The sequence below is a fragment of the Mesonia sp. HuA40 genome (assembly GCF_008017835.1).
Classification (GTDB): domain Bacteria; phylum Bacteroidota; class Bacteroidia; order Flavobacteriales; family Flavobacteriaceae; genus Mesonia.
The window spans coordinates 22,046-38,485 of sequence record NZ_VRLT01000028.1; the positions used below are offsets into that span (position 1 = coordinate 22,046).

The following is a 16,440-nucleotide window of genomic DNA, read 5'->3' on the forward strand; positions in this document are numbered from 1 at the left end:
GATTATTTAAGATAAAAATCATATAATTTACAATAAAATATTTAAAACCCTGATAAGGGTAACCACTATGTAAAAACCGTTTTAAAAAGAATCTTAATATCTAAAGTCAAACTATAGTTCTCTAGGTAATATTTGTTTAATCTAATTTTTTCGGGCCAAATCACCTCACGATTGTATGCTATAGGGTCGTTTTGCCGCGCCAAAAGTTCTTCTTCATTTTTAAAAGCCAAGGTGGCCAAACCCGTAATGCCCGGTTTTAGCAATAATATTTTAGCATTATTATCGGTAAGATTATCGGCAAAGCCTGTTACATCTGGCCTTGGTCCTACCAAACTCATTTGGCCTAGCAGCACATTAAACAATTGTGGTAGCTCATCTATTTTGTATTTTCTTAAAAATGCACCAATACCTGTAATACGAGGATCCCGAGTTGTGGTTACTGAAGTTTCAACCCCCTCGATTCTGCGCATACTCCTTAATTTTAAAATATAAAATTCTTTACCAAATTGACCTATTCGCTTGCTTCTGTAAATTCCGTTTTGATTTGTGCTCAAACTGGCTAAAATAAAACCTAAAATCAATATTGGGGAAAGTAGGCCTATTCCCACCAGAGAGGCTATTAAATCTACACCGCGTTTTACCCATTTTTCGCTAGTACTTAAATTATTTTTCATCTTGTTTTCGATTCCGCGAAAAGCGTAGTTGCCTAAAACTGATTTTATCGTACACCAAGCCGCTAATAATTAAAAATAATCCCATTAAAGTAGGTAATCCTATTGGCTCTTTTAAAATTAAATAGATGACTACAAGCGACAAAAAAGGAACCAAATACACCAACTTACTCACTCCTGCAGCAGAATATGATTTTTTAAGCGCAATAGACCAAATTATAAAAGTGATGCCCATTTCAAACAAACCCACATATACTGCACTCCACAAACCTACACCATAATCCATTGTGAAGTCTGAAAAGAAGTAAACACTAATTGCAATATAGACAAAGCCAAAACAAAAATTGAGGAATAATTTACTCAATTCTTCACGCTCATCTTTAATGTTAAAAATCCAGAATGCAGCCCAGATAATTGCTGAACCCAACCCAAACAAAACTCCTTGTAAATTTGAAAAGGACAAGTTCACCAAATTACCACGTGTGGCAATAATCAGAACTCCTACAAAACTGATGCCTATAGCCAATAAATTTTTTGGTGTCATCTTTTGCTTTAAAAGCGGAATGGCTAATAGACTAAACATTATGGGCCAAGTATAATTAAGTGCTTGTGCTTCTTGAGCCGGCAATAAATCGTAAGCTTTAAAAAGTACGATATAATACAAAAAGGGATTTATTCCACCGTATAAAGCAGACTTAAAAATAGCTTTAGCGGGGAGTTTAAAGAGTTGAAAGAATCTCTTCTTTACTACCAATATTATAGCCAAAACCAACACTGCTGTTCCTGAGGACCAAAAGAGTAATTGTAAATAGTCAAAACTATCCAAGGCAAGTTTCATACCTGTGGCTACGGTACTCCATAGTAAAACCGCTATTCCGGCATAAGCCATAGCCTGCTTTTGATTTTTCATGTGGCTCAGTTTAATACAATAAATGTAATGGATTAAAAAAAGCTGGCAAACGATTTTTTTATTTTTAAGCCCAATGCTTTATTAAAGCGCTAATTTTAAAAGCACCTGAATCGGTTTCTATATCTGCTCCATAACTCAAACTGCAAAAAAACTTCGTGAGAGCCACTGCTATACTTGCTTATGATGGTAGTTTCGTTGTCATAAGCATAACCTAAAGTCAATTCATCTGTTATACAAAAACCCGCCAAAGCAGTAAAGGCCGCGTTTAATCGATAAGATGCACCCAGGTTCCAACGCTCTAAAAAAAAATATTCCTAGACAAGTCTATTGCTAGAGGTGCACCGCTAACCGCTTTAATTAAAAAAGCAGGTTTTAATTGAACTTCGTTCTCAAGGGGAAATACATAACCGCCTAAAAAATAGATATGAGCTTTATTGGTATAGGTAGAGACACTTACTTCATTAAATTTTAAAAAAACAGACTTAGAGACAATTAAACTGTCTTTTAAACCTGTTTTTTAACACTATTTATTAAATATTTACTTTTTTCTCAGATATACTGAAATAGGCACACCGCTAAAATCAAATTCTTGTCTCAATTTATTCTCTAAAAATCTTTTGTAGGGATCACGAACGTATTGTGGTAGATTACAGAAAAAGGCAAATTGAGGTTGTGGCGTGGGCAATTGTGTTATAAATTTTATTTTCACATATTTCCCTTTATAAGCTGGTGGCGGATTGTTTTGAATTATTGGCAACAACACATCATTTAAGGTGCGCGTTTTTATTTTCTTACTTCGGTTATGGTATACCTCAACGGCTTTTTCTATAGCTTTAAAAATACGTTGTTTGTTCAAAACAGAAATGAAAACGATAGGCACATCGGTAAACGGTTCAATTTCCTTTCTAATTTTAGCTTCAAAATCTTTCATGGTATTGGTTTCTTTCTCAACCAAATCCCATTTATTCACTAAAATTACAATGCCTTTACGATTGCGTTGAGCCAACCAAAAAATATTTTGCACTTGTGCATCAAAGCCTCGACTAGCGTCTACAATCAATAAACATACATCTGAATGCTCTATAGCTCGCACACTTCGCATAACCGAGTAAAACTCGATATCTTCTTTAACTTTAGATTTGCGTCGGATACCAGCAGTATCTACCAAATTAAATTCAAAACCAAAACGATTGTATTTTGTATCTATAGAATCTCTCGTAGTACCTGCTATATCGGTAACTATATAACGCTCTTCTCCAATCAAAGCATTTATAAAAGATGATTTCCCTGCATTGGGGCGACCTACAACGGCAAAACGTGGTAGATTTTCATCCTCTTGTTCCTCTTTTTCTGGAAAAGCTGCTACAACAGCATCTAGCAAATCGCCAGTACCGCTACCGTTAATTCCTGCAATGCTATAATACTCTCCCAACCCAAGCGTGTAAAACTCCATCGCTTGATCTTCTCTTTTTCCGCTATCTACTTTGTTAACAGCTAGAAAAACAGGTTTATTTACCTTGCGTAATAATTTGGCTACATCTTCATCCATTGGAGTAACCCCAGTTTCTACATCGACCACAAAAATTATCACATCTGCTTCATCAATAGCAAGCTCAACCTGTTTATCGATTTCAGCTTCAAAAACATCTTCACTCCCTATCACGTAGCCTCCAGTATCTATAACCGTAAATTCTTTTCCATTCCAATCAGACTTTCCGTAATGTCTATCTCGCGTCACCCCACTTACCGAATCAACAATGGCTTCGCGGCGTTGAATTAAACGATTAAAAAAAGTAGATTTACCTACATTAGGCCTTCCTACAATGGCTACTATATTACTCATTTCTTGTATTTTTGATGCTGCAAAAATAGGTGTAAAAGCTTAGGCTACCTATAATTTTTTAGTATTAGTTTATTTATTGTATCCAAAGCGTTTTAATTGACGATCATCACTTCGCCAATTTTTGTTGACCTTTACATACAACTCTATGTGTACTTGCTTGCCAAAAAAACGCTCTAAATCTTTTCTAGCTTCCATACCTACTCGCTTAATAGCTGATCCTTTGTGCCCAATTATTATTCCTTTTTGTGTGCTACGCTCAACCATTATCACACATCGCATACGTATGATCTCTTCATCTTCAAAAAACTCTTCAGTTTCAATTTCAACGCTATAAGGAATTTCTTTTTTATAATGCAATAGTATTTTTTCTCTAACTATTTCGTTTACAAAAAAACGTTCAGGTTTATCGGTTAATGCGTCTTTAGGGTAAAAGGCTGGTGATTCTGGCAGTAATTCAACAATGCGTTTAAACACTTCTTGAACACCAAAATTTTCTAGGGCTGAAATAGCAAAAATTTCTGCATTAGGCACTTGTTCTTTCCATAATTTTGTTTGTTCTTCTACTTGTTGCTGCGTACCCTGATCTACTTTATTCAATAATAAAAGTACAGGGATTTTAGCGTGAACAATCTTTTTAAAAAACTGTTCATCTTTTAATGCTTTTTCGCCCAATTCAACCAAATAAATTAAAATATCTGCATCTTCAAAGGCAGATTTAACAAAATCCATCATTGAGCTTTGAAGTTGATAAGCAGGTTTAATTATACCCGGTGTATCGCTTAAAATTACTTGAAAATCTTCACCATTTACTATTCCTAAAATACGATGTCTAGTAGTTTGTGCTTTACTGGTGATGATTGATAGGCGCTCTCCCACAAATGCGTTCATGAGAGTTGATTTTCCCACATTGGGATTGCCAATAATATTTACAAATCCTGCTTTATGCGCCATAATTTAATTTTTTTACAAAGGTATAATATAAAAAATAAGTAGAGGTATTACTATTTTTAGAAAACATTATCATTTTTTAAAGGGTACAACTCATTAATTTTAAGTACTTTAAAATAAAAAATGAAAAATTTAGGTCTTCCGCTTTTAGCGATAACAACGTTTATTTTATTAACGGTAACTATTTTTGCCGCCATGGATATTGCTTTTACTTGGGTATTTTATTTAACCGTGCTTGGGCAACTTGCATTAGTAATGGCTGTTTACCATGTTTTAATTGACAATTACTCTACTACAAAAACATTTGCTGATGGTTATGAGGATGCTCCCATGGCGCCGGGTGAAAAATTTAGGTAAAAAAAAACCGGAATTAAAAATTCCGGTTTTTTTTAATTAATTGATGCGTTATTTACCCCAGGAATCGTTTGAGCCATCAATATCAGCTACTTGTTTTTTAGGATCAAATTCTACCACAGTAACCTTTTTTGAGGTTTCGTGAAAATAATCCCAATCATTACCGCGTTGCCAAATTTCAACCGGTAAACGAACGGTATCGTATGAACCATCTGCATAACTTACCTTCAAAGCTACTGGCATAGGAATTTCCCCCTTATTTTCAAGACTAATTAGTGCTCCGTGCTCTTTATTAGTTACATCTACCACCGCTATATCGATATTATTATTGGTATAAAACCAATTTTTCCAGAACCAGTTAAGACTCTCTCCACTTGCATTTTCTATATGCGCAAAGAAATCTTGAGGACGTGGATGTTTAAATGCCCAAGTTTTGATATAGGATTTAAAAGCATAATCAAAACGCTCTTCTCCTATAATATATTCACGCAACATGATTAAACCTATAGCTGGTTTATAATATGCTGTATAGGCTAAATTACGTAAATTGGTAGCATCTGGGTAGGTGTTAATAGATTCTCTACCAGGAAATTTAAGGTAAGGGTTTATAACTCTACCGTTGGTAAAATCTGCAGGATACTCACCATTATTAAAATTCAACGTGCTATAATGGTTGATAAAAGTGTTGAAACCTTCGTCCATCCACGCATGTAAACGTTCGTTTGATCCTACAATCATAGGGAACCAATTGTGTCCAAATTCGTGATCTGTCACGCCCCAAAGACTTGCACCTTTACTTTTATAACTACAAAAGCTCACCCCTGGATATTCCATACCTCCTACATCTGCAGCAACATTAATAGCCGTAGCATAGGGGTAATCAAAATAAGTGTCTGCGTAGAATCTAATTGATTCTTGAGTATACTCAGTGCTTCGGCTCCAAGCCTCTTCACCATCACTTTCTGCTGGATAAACCGATTGTGCCATAACATTTTTACCCGAAGCTAATTTTATGTTGGCAGCATCCCAAATAAAGGCCGATGAAGAAGCAAAAGCGATATCTCTAGTATTCTCCATCTTAAAATGCCATGTTTGGGTACCCTTTCGTTTATTAAGTACTCTTCGAGAACCTACCTCGCTTGGTTCTATTAAATAGGTTGTTTCTTCGGTTTCTTGAGCTTTTTGATATCTTTTATATACTTTTTTATTTAAAACTTCTTTTGGGTTCATTAACCTACCCGATGCAACAACAGTGTGATTATAAGGTACTGTAATTTTATAGTCATAATTTCCATAACCCAAATAAAACTCTCCAGCCCCTAAATAAGGCTCTATATTCCATCCGCTCACATCGTCAAACACAGCTACTTTAGGGAACCATTGCGCTAAAGCATAAATAGTACCTTGCTGTACTTCAAGTCTTCCCATTCGGTCCATTCCTTTTACTGGGATTTTATAAGCGAAGTTCATACTTATAGTTGTAGATCCGCCATTTGCCGCTAAAGATTCTGGCAAGAAAACTTGCATTCGTGTATCAGATATTGAGTATTTAGCTTTTTCTCCATTTACTTTAACTTGACCAAGATCGTAACCTCCTTCAACATCTCCGTTATAACGGTTTCCTTGTATAGGCGTGGTTAAAGTTCCTCTTGATGTTGAAGTAAACCTATTTTGCTCTAAAAACAACCAAATAAAATCAAGTTTTTCTGGACTGTTGTTGGTATAAGTAATAGTAACCTTCCCCTTTAACCGATGGTTTTTTTCGTCAAGTGATACCGTTATTTCATAATCATTTTGATTTTGCCAATAAGCTGGTCCTGGCTTACCAGATGCTGTACGATAAAGGGTAGAAGGAGTTTGCATAAACTCATCAAAATGCTGCTGATTATTTTGTGCATTCTGTTCTTGAGAAAAGATGAGAAATACAAAATTTAGCAACAAAAAATAAGAAAAATTAAATTTCATAGTTGATAATTATTAGTTGAAAAATTGATTTAAATAAGGGAGGGTGATTTGATTAAAATCAGAAGTTATATGGTCTGCTTCAGAGTAATCTTGATTTTTTGAGTGCGGACTTTTAAACGCAACACAAAAGATATTTGCCGCTTTAGCTGCTTTAATACCGTTTGTAGAATCTTCTATAACCACACAATGCTCTGGCTTAACTCCTGCGCTTTGTGATGCTTTAAGAAAAATCTCTGGGTGTGGTTTCGAAGCTTTTAAATCTGCCCCGCTCAATTTATCTACAAAATAGGGATTAAGCCCAAACCTATCAAAAACACTATTAATAGTACCCATAGATGCCGATGAAGCTAAAACCAATTGTAGTCCAGCCTCGTGATAATGTTTTATTAACTTCTCAACTCCAGAAATTAACTGTAAACTAGGGTCTGTAGCAAATAAAGCTTTAAAAATGCTTCTCTTTTTCAATACCAAATCAGTAGGTTTATGTGGAAGGTCAAAATGCTTGCAAAGTTGTTGACAAACATACAAAGTAGATTGACCTGTAAACGTTTGGTACAAAGTTTCAGGAACCTTAATGCCTATCTCGTCAAACATCCCGTAATAGGCTTTATGGTGTAAAGGTTCTGTATCTACAATTACACCGTCCATATCAAATAATATCGCTTTTACCACAATTTTTTTTGGTGAAGATAAGCCCTCTAATTAAAAAAGAAAAAAATATCTAAATTCAATCTTCACAACACCCCCTTAAAACACTCATCAACAAGCGTTTAAAACTGTTAAAATTAACTGCTAATTTTTTAAAATAACGTATTTTTAAAATAAAATAAAATGTTTCAAAATAAATTTATCTACCTTACTTTTATCATTTCTTTATTTTACGGATTTGATTCTACAGCTCAAAATAACTCAGAAGTTGCGGGTTATGTTTACGACCAATCTAACCAAAAACCTGTTGCACAAGCCCAAGTAGAAATTCAAGAATTGAATATTAATACTGTTACTAATGCCGAGGGTTATTTTAAACTAAAGTATAATAAACTGCAGGGTACAGCTTTTTTAACCGTTAATGCCTTAGGTTTTAAATCAAAAAAAATTAGTTTAAACGAAATTACTAAAACCCAACCAATCAAAATATTTTTAAATAGCCAGACCAACATGCTGCCGGCCGTTGAAATGTTTAGTGTACAAAATTTACAGGAGTTGGTTAAAAAAAGTATAGCAGCACATAAAAAATTCACCAAAGAAAATACTCAATTTCAAACTGCCTTTTATCGGGAAACCATCAAGAAATCAAAACGTCCTGTTAGTTTAGCTGAAAGTGTAATTAGGCTAGTGCGGCCTGGTGAAAAATCTTTTAAAAATGACAAAATAGCGATCTACAAAGCTCGAAAAATAACTGACTACGACCGTTTAGACACCTTAGCTTTTAAAATGCAAGGCGGACCTTATGCTGCACTTTACACCGATATTATAACTTACAACGATAAATTTTTTGATACGCAAGCCCTTGAATTGTTAGAACTTAAATTCTTAGGCAGGACCCAATTATCTAGCGAGCCAGTACTTGAAATAGGGTTTAAAGAGAAAATAAAAGGTGACGTATGGTTCTCTGGATCATTCTTTATTCATGAAAAAGAGCAAGTTTTAGTCCAGTTGCATTATACCTTAAATGTAGAGGATCGAAAAAAAGCCGCCCGATATTTTGTAAGCAAAAGACCTCGTAAAGTTAAAGTGTACCCTGAACAAATAAATTATGAAGTGCATTATTTTCGTGATCAAAATATTTGGCGATTCGGGTACAGCCAAGTTATGGCTGAATTTACGGTTAATAAAAAAGGAAAACTCTTTAATACCAAATATTTTAGTCAAAGTGAACTACTGGTTACAAAACACCAACAAAAAAACTTTAATTTAGACCGCAAAGATTATATACGAGAAGATTATATTTTAATAGACGATAGATCAGGTTTTGAAGATGCTACTTTTTGGGGTAAAAATAACATCATTGAGCCCGATAAAAGTATTTTAAATGCTATTGAAAAAATTAGAGCTCAACTATAATTTTAAAAAGATTAATATAAGTTCTTTATTGATTGATTCATTTAATCTAACCTATTCTAGCACGAAAGATTTTTGCAATGTGAAAGGTTTTTCAATCGCATCGAAATCAAATATCCTAAAACAGAAAAAAGGAATATAAAAGGTTTTTATAAGGCTAGATTTATTTATAAATCAATAAATGTGGGTGCCCTTTGTGTTTCGATCATACATAACAATGCTCCCTGCCACCGCAACATTTAAGCTTAAAGCGGAATTAAACTCGACGAGTAAATGACAGGCTTTTATAGCTTCCTTTGTTAGGCCGTGATCTTCGGCTCCTAACAAATATACTGCACGCCTAGGATGCTTAAAATTTTCTAATTTTTTAGCGTTTTTATCCTGTTCTACTCCAATTAACAAGGCACTTTTTGGTAAGTGCTTATAGAAATCTGTAAAGCAATCATAGTGAAAATAAGGCATTGCTCCTACAGCCTTATGCGTATCGCAAGCTTGCTTATGATACCTATTGCCAATGGTAAAAATGAAACTTGCTCCTAGGTTTTGGGCAGATCGCCATAACACACCCAGATTTTCTGGTGTTTTCCCATTTTGTATGCCAATACCAAAATAACCCTGCTCTAAATTATTATTTTGCATACTTAATAGCTAGAATTTGAACTTTTTTAGTTTTATTACCAAGAGAAAACTCAGAAGATTCCCCTACTTTAAGTCCATTTAAAACCCTAGCTAAAGGGGCAATAAATGCAATTTTTTGTTGTTTTAAATCAGCTTCATCTACTCCAACAATTTGTAAGTTTTGAGTTTTGTCTTCAAGCAAAAATTTTACGTACGCTCCAAACCGAACTTCATCTCTAGGCTGCTGTTTTAAGTCTATAATTTTAGCACTGCGAAGGCGATCGTTCAAAAGTTTCATTTTACCATCAATTACCGCTGAATTTCTGCGGTATTCCGTCTCATTGACTTTATCTAAATTTTTTTTTTGCTCTTCAAGTTCATTTTTTTCTAACTGCAATAAATCATAACCCTTTGGCGTGACATAATTTACAACACCATTAGGTAAAGCCGCTCTAGGTGGTATAAATGGAGCTTCCTCCTGATCTTCCTCTTTAACAAACCCTCTACTCATCGTCTTTATTTTGTAACTTTAAAGATACAAATAATATTAAGTGTAACCTGAGTTACGTTTAGGCTATTTATATTTGTTTACATTTACAGCTAAATTCCTTGTTATGAAAAAAATACTATTCACTCTTGCAATAGCCAATTTAAGCCTTTTAGGATGCGGTCAAAAGAGCACTAATGAAGCTAATATGACCCAAGAAATAGAAAAGCATGTGGATGGTAGCATTTACATATTGTCTAAGACTGAATTTGCTAAGGCTATTGAAAAAAAAGGAGTGCAATTGGTTGATGTGAGAACACCTAGCGAATATCAAGAGGGCACTATAAAAAACGCCCAACTTATAGATTATAAGCAACCAAAAACTTTTGACTCAAAATTCGCAGCGTTAGATAAAGACAAGCCTGTTTACCTATTCTGCCGCTCTGGAGCGCGAAGCCAAGCCGCTGCCAAGAAATTAGTTAAAATGGGGTTTAAAGAAATTTATGATTTAGAAGGTGGTTATTTAAACTGGGCAAATTAATGGAAAAATTAGACGCTCGATTTTGGACGGCCAAATATAAAAATCAAGAAACCGGTTGGGATTTAGGGCAGGTATCGCCTCCATTAAAAGCTTACTTTGATCAATTAGAAGATAAAGATTTAAAAATTCTAATTCCAGGAGGTGGCAATGCTTATGAGGCGGAATATTTATATGGAAAAGGGTTTAAAAAAGTTTATGTTGCCGATTTATCTGAGACTCCCTTGTTAAATTTAAAAAGACGAGTTCCTTCTTTTCCCGACCATCATTTATTACATACTGATTTTTTTGAATTGAAAGACCGCTTTGATTTAATTTTTGAACAAACTTTTTTTTGCGCTTTAAATCCAAATTTAAGATTTAAATATGCAGAAAACATGAGTCAGCTTTTAAAGCCTTCTGGGCACCTTGTAGGTTTGTTGTTTGACGCTACTTTAAATAATGACAAGCCTCCATTTGGAGGAAATAAAAAGGAATATAAAGTCTTGTTTTCTAAGTACTTTAATCTTGAAATTATGGAGACGTGCTATAATTCAATCAAACCTCGCTTAGGTAACGAATTGTTTATAAAGTTATCACCGAAGTAAAAGTATAAAAGTATATCAAAAAAAAGATCGGTTGTTACAACCGATCTTTTTTTTTCGAATAAAATTATACATTTTACTTTTCAATATCAATTGACCACAAGCCACGTATTTGGTTGGCAGCATAGCCGGTGGCTTTATCATTTGGATAAAGCGCTTTGATTTGAGTAAAAGTCTTTTCGTTTACCTGTTGCCCCACAACACCGTGGCAATTCAAACATAGTTTATTGCTAACAATAGGCTGATAATAACGATAACCCCCATTTTCTTTTTTAAATGCACTAGGTCTTATATTTTTACCCGTAGCTAGATCTTTTGAATAAGCTGCTATAAGTTTTTCCTCTGCTCCAGAAGCTTGATTCATCTGATTTCTCGGTTTATCACTTATCCTTTTAATAGAGTGTTTATGGGCTATAGACATACTGTCTGTTAGCTTTATAGCTGCTGTGTTACAAAAAGTTATCGCTCCTAAAACACCTCCTTTTTCAATTGCAAGCTTTAAATTTTTACCCAATACTTGTTGGGAGGCTATGGCTAAATTCTGCCCTATTTCTAAAGCCTCTTCTTGAGAGATTGCTTCTTTTTGCTCTTTAGCAACCTCCTTATTTTTAGTATTTGGTTGACAGTGAACAAATACAACAAGAAAAAGTAGCCAGTAAAGTGTTTTTTTGCGAAACATTTTATTAATTATTTTAGAGTACTAGGGCAAACATATTGGGTAGTTGGCAAGTTGGTTTCGGTTTTAATTTTATTAAAGCCTCCAGCTACTTCTTTAAAGTTATCCCAACCACGCTGTTTCAATATTGATGCGGCAATCATACTTCTATAACCGCCTGCACAATGAACGGCAAATTCTTGATCCTTAGGAAAGCTCGCTAAATGATCGTTCATTTCACTCAAAGGTATATTAAGCGCTCCTTCAATATGTTCGGCTTGAAATTCTGAAGCCTTACGCACATCGATTACTTTAAATCCATTTTGATTTAATTCATCTTCAAATGTTTTAGGACTTATTCGGGTAACGGTATCAACCTCTTTTCCTGAATTTTTCCAAGCTTCGAATCCTCCTTTAAGGTAGCCTACGGTATAATCATAACCAACACGAGAGAGACGAGTGAGTGCTTCCTCCTCTGTTCCTGGCTCGGCAATCAAAAGAATGGGTTGTTTAATATCAGGAATCATAGCGCCTACCCAAGGAGCAAAACTACCTTTGAGCCCTATATTGATACTATTAGGAATAAAACCGTTTTTAAAATCTTCCGCTTGACGGGTGTCTAATAAAAGTGCACCTGTTTCATTCGCCGCAGCCTCAAATTCTTGGGGAGACAAAGCTTGATCCGCGCGTGTAAGCACATCATCTAAACTTTCGTAACCTTGAATATTCAACATTACATTTTGCGGAAAATACCCCGGCGGTGGTGTAAGACCATCTAAAACTGCTTCTATAAACTCTTCTTTGGTCATTTCTTGTAGCGCATAATTGGTCTTCTTTTGGTTTCCTAGCGTATCGGTGGTTTCTTTACTCATATTTTTACCACAGGCAGAACCCGCACCATGGTTTGGGTAAACAATCAAATCATCTGCCAATGGCATAATCTTATTGCGCAAAGAATCATATAAATGGCCTGCTAATTTTTCTTGTGTTAAATCTGCAGCTACTTTTTGAGCTAAATCTGGTCTACCAACATCACCTATAAATAAAGTATCGCCCGTAATAATACCGTGCTCTTTATCATTTTCATCGATCAATAGATATGTAGTACTCTCCATGGTATGACCTGGAGTGTGCAACACCTTAATTTTGTAATCTCCTATTTGAAATTCTTGATTATCTTCTGCAATTAATGCATCATAATTTGGGTTTGCATTGGGACCGAATACAATTTGAGCGCCTGTCTTTTTTTGCAAATCTAAATGACCACTCACAAAATCTGCGTGAAAATGAGTCTCAAAAACATACTTTATTTTTGCGTTATCTTTATTGGCTCTATTGATATATGGCTGCACTTCTCGCAATGGGTCAAAAACAGCAGCTTCGCCATTACTTTCTATATAATACGCCGCATGGGCTATACAACCGGTATAAATTTGTTCTACTTTCATAATTCTCGTTTTTACTTTCAAATTTCTGGATAAAAATACAATATATCATGTAATAATTAAGTGACTAATGTTACAAACTCCATTAGTATGTCGCGCAGTTTAAAATACAAAAAAAGGCTTCACTAATTTGTGAAGCCTTTTTTTAGTAGCGGGAACTGGACTCGAACCAGTGACCTTCGGGTTATGAGCCCGACGAGCTACCTACTGCTCTATCCCGCGATTTCGTGAGGCAAATATATAAACTTTTAATCTTTAAGCCAAATATTTGCCTCTAATTTTTTATACTATTTTAAAAAAGTGAAGATAATCACCTAATTTTAATTGATATTCAATCTCTTAGATTTCGGGAATTTTATTTCATAATTAAAATATTTCTCCAATTCTTGCTTAGAATCTATCTCAATTTCCCACGTCAAAATACCTGTCTGCTTGTCTAAATTCTGGGCATCGTGATGAACACCTTCTACACTAATTTCTGAATTTCTAGAAACCGGTATTCTGTCAAGAATTTTTAATTGAATTGCATCTTGTTTTTGGTTGCGTATTTTAATTTTGTAGCCTTTTTCCCATTTAACCATATTACCAAAAAAAGATTTATCTTTGTTGTTTACGGTAGTTATACGCTCTATTTGTACAGCCTGATCTACACCTAGCGATATTAACAACTCCTCTGCTGTTGTTCTAGGATCGATACCTATTTTGCCTGCATAACTGCCAGAGTAGTAAATTTGGGCTTCACCTGGTAATAAATCATAAGACTCCCAGTCTCGTACTTCGGCGGTCAAATAAACTTTTTCTTGAACTAAAGGAACCGCATAATGAGAAAAAGTAGCCGGAATCTTAAAGTTATCAATAATTACAGTTTGAGCATCTTGGGCCGACAAAATTGTATACTTTTCATTCAAATTAAACATTACCTGATTAAAAAGCTGCTCTTTTGTAATTTCTTGGCTATAGCCTTCTACTCTACTAGTTCCGGCATCGCTCACCACCATTTCTTCTAATTGGGGTGCAGCATTCATTTTATTTTTAGTTGCTAATTGAGATCGATATTGCTGTAAAAAGGTCAAATATTGCGGATTTAATTCTGGTTGAGTATTATTTAAACTAGGATTTCCTGTAGATAGACGCAGTTTGACATTCTCCCAATCTTGACCAGTAGACTGATACACCATTGCCTTGTACTTAAATTGCAGGTCTTTTGCATTTTCTTCTGCTCTAATTTCGTAGCTAGGGTACCATCCTGCATTATTGACAACGTAGCTCAATGCTAGGTTTATGGTTTGCGATTTATCTGTTTCTAAATCTAAAATAATTTCACCTGTAGGTCTTTTTAAATCGGCTTTAAACCCAGATAAACTGCGGTTTAGTTGATAAATTTTTTCTCTCAAAGTTTCAATTTCAATACTTAAATCGTACTGTTGAGTTTTTAGTTCTTGGGTTTGTTCTGCCATTAAAAGAGCGTAATCTTTTAGCTCATCTACACTAAGGTTTTGCTTGTCATTATTTACTTTTTGATTGGTCAATAATAGATTTAGTGCATTTTTTGATCCTTCTAATTCAAATTCTAAAACAGCCTTTTTCTTTTTCAATTGCGCTAATTGTGCTTCTAAGCTTTTTATTTCTAAACTTGCCTCCTTATTTTCTAAATAATTTTGCTTGAATTGCATGCCGTGCATCGCAACACCTTTAAGCCCATTTACTTGAATACTATTACCAATTAACCCAGATGATAATTGCGTAAAATGCACTTGTGTTCTTCCTTTAGGCAAGAAGAATGACGCCTCACCACTCATTTGGGCTTGGTTTAAATAAACGGTTACATCGGTTTTATTTAGCTTTATTTTTTGAGTATTTTGAGACCAAACAAGTTGATTAACTAGAAGTAGAATAAATAAAATTCGCATAAATATAATTTTAGATTAATAACACGCTAAAAAACAAATCTTGTGCCACAAAGCTATTAATATAAAAACAACGAGTTCTAAAATCTGTATTTTACTTCTTACACCACTCATTAAAATAAAAAACCTATTCAATAAGAATAGGTTTTTTTGTTTTAAGTGCGTCACTTATGACACAAACAAAGATTGTGCGTTTTATTACATTAAAATCTTAATTAGGAAACTGCCTTAAGTTTCTTTATTGTAGATTTTTGCAAAGCCTTTTCGGCATAGCTCTTCGTCACTTTAAATTCAGATTCTCCGCTTTCGGGTAACTCAAACATAGCATCTGTAAGAATGGCTTCACATAAAGAGCGTAAACCACGCGCACCAAGTTTGTATTCTATAGCTTTTTCGACAATATAATCTAAAGCCCCATCGGTGATACTAAATGCGATTCCATCCATAGCAAACAATTTGGTATATTGTTTAACCAAAGAGTTTTTTGGTTCGGTTAGAATGCTACGCAAAGTTTCCTTGTCAAGTGGATTCATATGCGTAAGTACTGGTAACCTACCTATAATTTCTGGAATTAAACCGAAGTCTTTTAAATCTTTAGGGATAATATACTTAAGCATATTTTCCTTTTCTATTAAATCCTCGGTACGAGAAGCACTATAACCAACAGCTTGCAAGTTTAAGCGTTTTGATATTTTTTTCTCTATACCATCAAAAGCCCCACCGGCAATAAACAGAATATTGCTGGTATCAACTTCAATGAATTTTTGATCTGGATGTTTTCTTCCTCCTTTAGGTGGAACATTAACTGTGGTACCCTCTAACAACTTTAAAAGTGCCTGCTGAACACCTTCACCACTAACATCACGCGTTATAGATGGATTATCGCTTTTGCGGGCAATTTTATCTATTTCATCTATAAACACAATACCCTGCTGGGCTTTCTCTAAATTATAGTCGGCCGCTTGCAGTAATCGGGTTAAAATACTTTCAACATCCTCTCCTACATAACCAGCCTCTGTAAGCACGGTTGCGTCAACAATTGCTAAAGGCACATTCAACATGCGAGCAATGGTTTTGGCAATTAAGGTTTTACCGGTTCCTGTCTGCCCAACCATAATAATATTACTCTTTTCTATTTCGATATCATCTTGCTCACTTTTAGGCTGAAGCAAACGCTTATAATGATTATAAACTGCCACAGAGAGTACTTTCTTTGTATATTCTTGACCAATTACATAGTCATCTATGAACTCTTTAATTGATTTTGGTTTTTTCAATTCTAGCTCGTTCGCTAGCTCTTGCTGGCCTTCCTGCTTAGCTTCTTCAATTACAATACCATGGGCTTGTTCTATACATCTATCACAAATATGTGCATCTAGACCAGCAATCAATAAATTGGTTTCTGGTTTTTTCCTTCCGCAAAACGAACATTCTAGGTTATCTTTAGCCATAAA

Annotated in this window: 16 protein-coding genes, 1 tRNA gene and 1 pseudogene; 4 read left to right on the forward strand and 14 right to left on the reverse strand. The window is 34.7% G+C overall.

The genetic code is table 11. The features are described from left to right. Window positions 1-65: 65 nt before the first annotated feature. The 5 genes and pseudogenes from FT993_RS05465 to era all read right to left on the reverse strand — a co-directional run bounded on the left by FT993_RS05465 (window position 66) and on the right by era (window position 4,375). Window positions 66-674 (reverse strand): sugar transferase, encoded by a 609-nt coding sequence (locus tag FT993_RS05465; protein WP_147861538.1) that lies wholly within the window; start codon window positions 672-674, stop codon window positions 66-68. After that, window positions 664-1,581, reverse strand: a complete 918-nt coding sequence (locus FT993_RS05470) for a DMT family transporter (protein WP_147861539.1) — start codon at window positions 1,579-1,581, stop codon at window positions 664-666. Before FT993_RS05470 ends, FT993_RS05465 begins: the two co-directional genes overlap by 11 nt. A 95-nt stretch (window positions 1,582-1,676) precedes the next feature. Further along, window positions 1,677-2,074 (reverse strand): annotated as a pseudogene (locus FT993_RS12575) (type IX secretion system membrane protein PorP/SprF). A 45-nt stretch (window positions 2,075-2,119) separates the two neighbouring features. Next, entirely contained in the window at window positions 2,120-3,424 is a 1,305-nt protein-coding gene (der, locus tag FT993_RS05485) for a ribosome biogenesis GTPase Der (protein WP_147861540.1), read from the reverse strand. Window positions 3,425-3,493: 69 nt separating this feature from the next. Further along, window positions 3,494-4,375: a GTPase Era gene (gene era / locus FT993_RS05490; protein ID WP_147861541.1), complete on the reverse strand. Its 882-nt coding sequence runs from the start codon at window positions 4,373-4,375 to the stop codon at window positions 3,494-3,496. A 120-nt stretch (window positions 4,376-4,495) separates the two neighbouring features. Between era and FT993_RS05495 the strand changes: the two genes are divergently transcribed. Continuing rightward, a complete protein-coding gene (locus FT993_RS05495) occupies window positions 4,496-4,729 on the forward strand; it encodes a hypothetical protein (protein WP_147861542.1) in 234 nt (77 codons plus the stop codon). A gap of 48 nt (window positions 4,730-4,777) precedes the next feature. On the opposite strand, the gene FT993_RS05500 is transcribed toward FT993_RS05495, so the two are convergent. Together FT993_RS05500 and FT993_RS05505 are read right to left on the reverse strand one after the other, a co-directional pair. After that, the gene (locus FT993_RS05500) at window positions 4,778-6,691 is read right to left on the reverse strand and encodes a M1 family metallopeptidase (protein WP_147861543.1); all 1,914 of its coding nucleotides are present in this window, start codon (window positions 6,689-6,691) and stop codon (window positions 4,778-4,780) included. Between the two features lie 12 nt (window positions 6,692-6,703). After that, window positions 6,704-7,363: an HAD family phosphatase gene (locus tag FT993_RS05505; protein ID WP_187240762.1), complete on the reverse strand. Its 660-nt coding sequence runs from the start codon at window positions 7,361-7,363 to the stop codon at window positions 6,704-6,706. A 159-nt stretch (window positions 7,364-7,522) separates the two neighbouring features. On the opposite strand from FT993_RS05505, the gene FT993_RS05510 reads away from it, so the two are divergent. Then, window positions 7,523-8,755 (forward strand): carboxypeptidase-like regulatory domain-containing protein, encoded by a 1,233-nt coding sequence (locus FT993_RS05510; RefSeq protein WP_147861545.1) that lies wholly within the window; start codon window positions 7,523-7,525, stop codon window positions 8,753-8,755. A 171-nt stretch (window positions 8,756-8,926) separates the two neighbouring features. On the opposite strand, the gene FT993_RS05515 is transcribed toward FT993_RS05510, so the two are convergent. Together FT993_RS05515 and FT993_RS05520 are read right to left on the reverse strand one after the other, a co-directional pair. Further along, window positions 8,927-9,391 (reverse strand): RNA methyltransferase, encoded by a 465-nt coding sequence (locus FT993_RS05515; RefSeq protein ID WP_147861546.1) that lies wholly within the window; start codon window positions 9,389-9,391, stop codon window positions 8,927-8,929. Further along, the gene (locus FT993_RS05520; protein WP_147861547.1) at window positions 9,381-9,881 is read right to left on the reverse strand and encodes a GreA/GreB family elongation factor; all 501 of its coding nucleotides are present in this window, start codon (window positions 9,879-9,881) and stop codon (window positions 9,381-9,383) included. Before FT993_RS05520 ends, FT993_RS05515 begins: the two co-directional genes overlap by 11 nt. Window positions 9,882-9,984: 103 nt before the next feature. On the opposite strand from FT993_RS05520, the gene FT993_RS05525 reads away from it, so the two are divergent. Together FT993_RS05525 and FT993_RS05530 are read left to right on the forward strand one after the other, a co-directional pair. After that, on the forward strand, window positions 9,985-10,398 hold the full coding sequence (locus FT993_RS05525; RefSeq protein WP_255504433.1) for a rhodanese-like domain-containing protein: 414 nt from the start codon (window positions 9,985-9,987) through the stop codon (window positions 10,396-10,398). Further along, complete coding sequence (locus FT993_RS05530) at window positions 10,398-10,982, forward strand: methyltransferase domain-containing protein (RefSeq protein WP_147861548.1); 585 nt, start codon at window positions 10,398-10,400, stop codon at window positions 10,980-10,982. Before FT993_RS05525 ends, FT993_RS05530 begins: the two co-directional genes overlap by 1 nt. A gap of 73 nt (window positions 10,983-11,055) precedes the next feature. On the opposite strand, the gene FT993_RS05535 is transcribed toward FT993_RS05530, so the two are convergent. The 5 genes from FT993_RS05535 to clpX all read right to left on the reverse strand — a co-directional run bounded on the left by FT993_RS05535 (window position 11,056) and on the right by clpX (window position 16,437). Then, window positions 11,056-11,658, reverse strand: a complete 603-nt coding sequence (locus tag FT993_RS05535; protein ID WP_147861549.1) for a DUF3365 domain-containing protein — start codon at window positions 11,656-11,658, stop codon at window positions 11,056-11,058. A gap of 8 nt (window positions 11,659-11,666) precedes the next feature. Next, a complete protein-coding gene (locus tag FT993_RS05540) occupies window positions 11,667-13,082 on the reverse strand; it encodes a rhodanese-like domain-containing protein (RefSeq protein ID WP_147861550.1) in 1,416 nt (471 codons plus the stop codon). A gap of 146 nt (window positions 13,083-13,228) precedes the next feature. After that, window positions 13,229-13,301, reverse strand: a tRNA-Met gene (locus tag FT993_RS05545). A gap of 98 nt (window positions 13,302-13,399) precedes the next feature. Next, window positions 13,400-14,989, reverse strand: coding sequence for a DUF4139 domain-containing protein (locus FT993_RS05550; protein WP_147861551.1), 1,590 nt, complete (start codon window positions 14,987-14,989; stop codon window positions 13,400-13,402). Between the two features lie 212 nt (window positions 14,990-15,201). Further along, window positions 15,202-16,437: an ATP-dependent Clp protease ATP-binding subunit ClpX gene (gene clpX / locus FT993_RS05555; protein ID WP_147861552.1), complete on the reverse strand. Its 1,236-nt coding sequence runs from the start codon at window positions 16,435-16,437 to the stop codon at window positions 15,202-15,204. Between the last annotated feature and the right edge of the window lie 3 nt (window positions 16,438-16,440).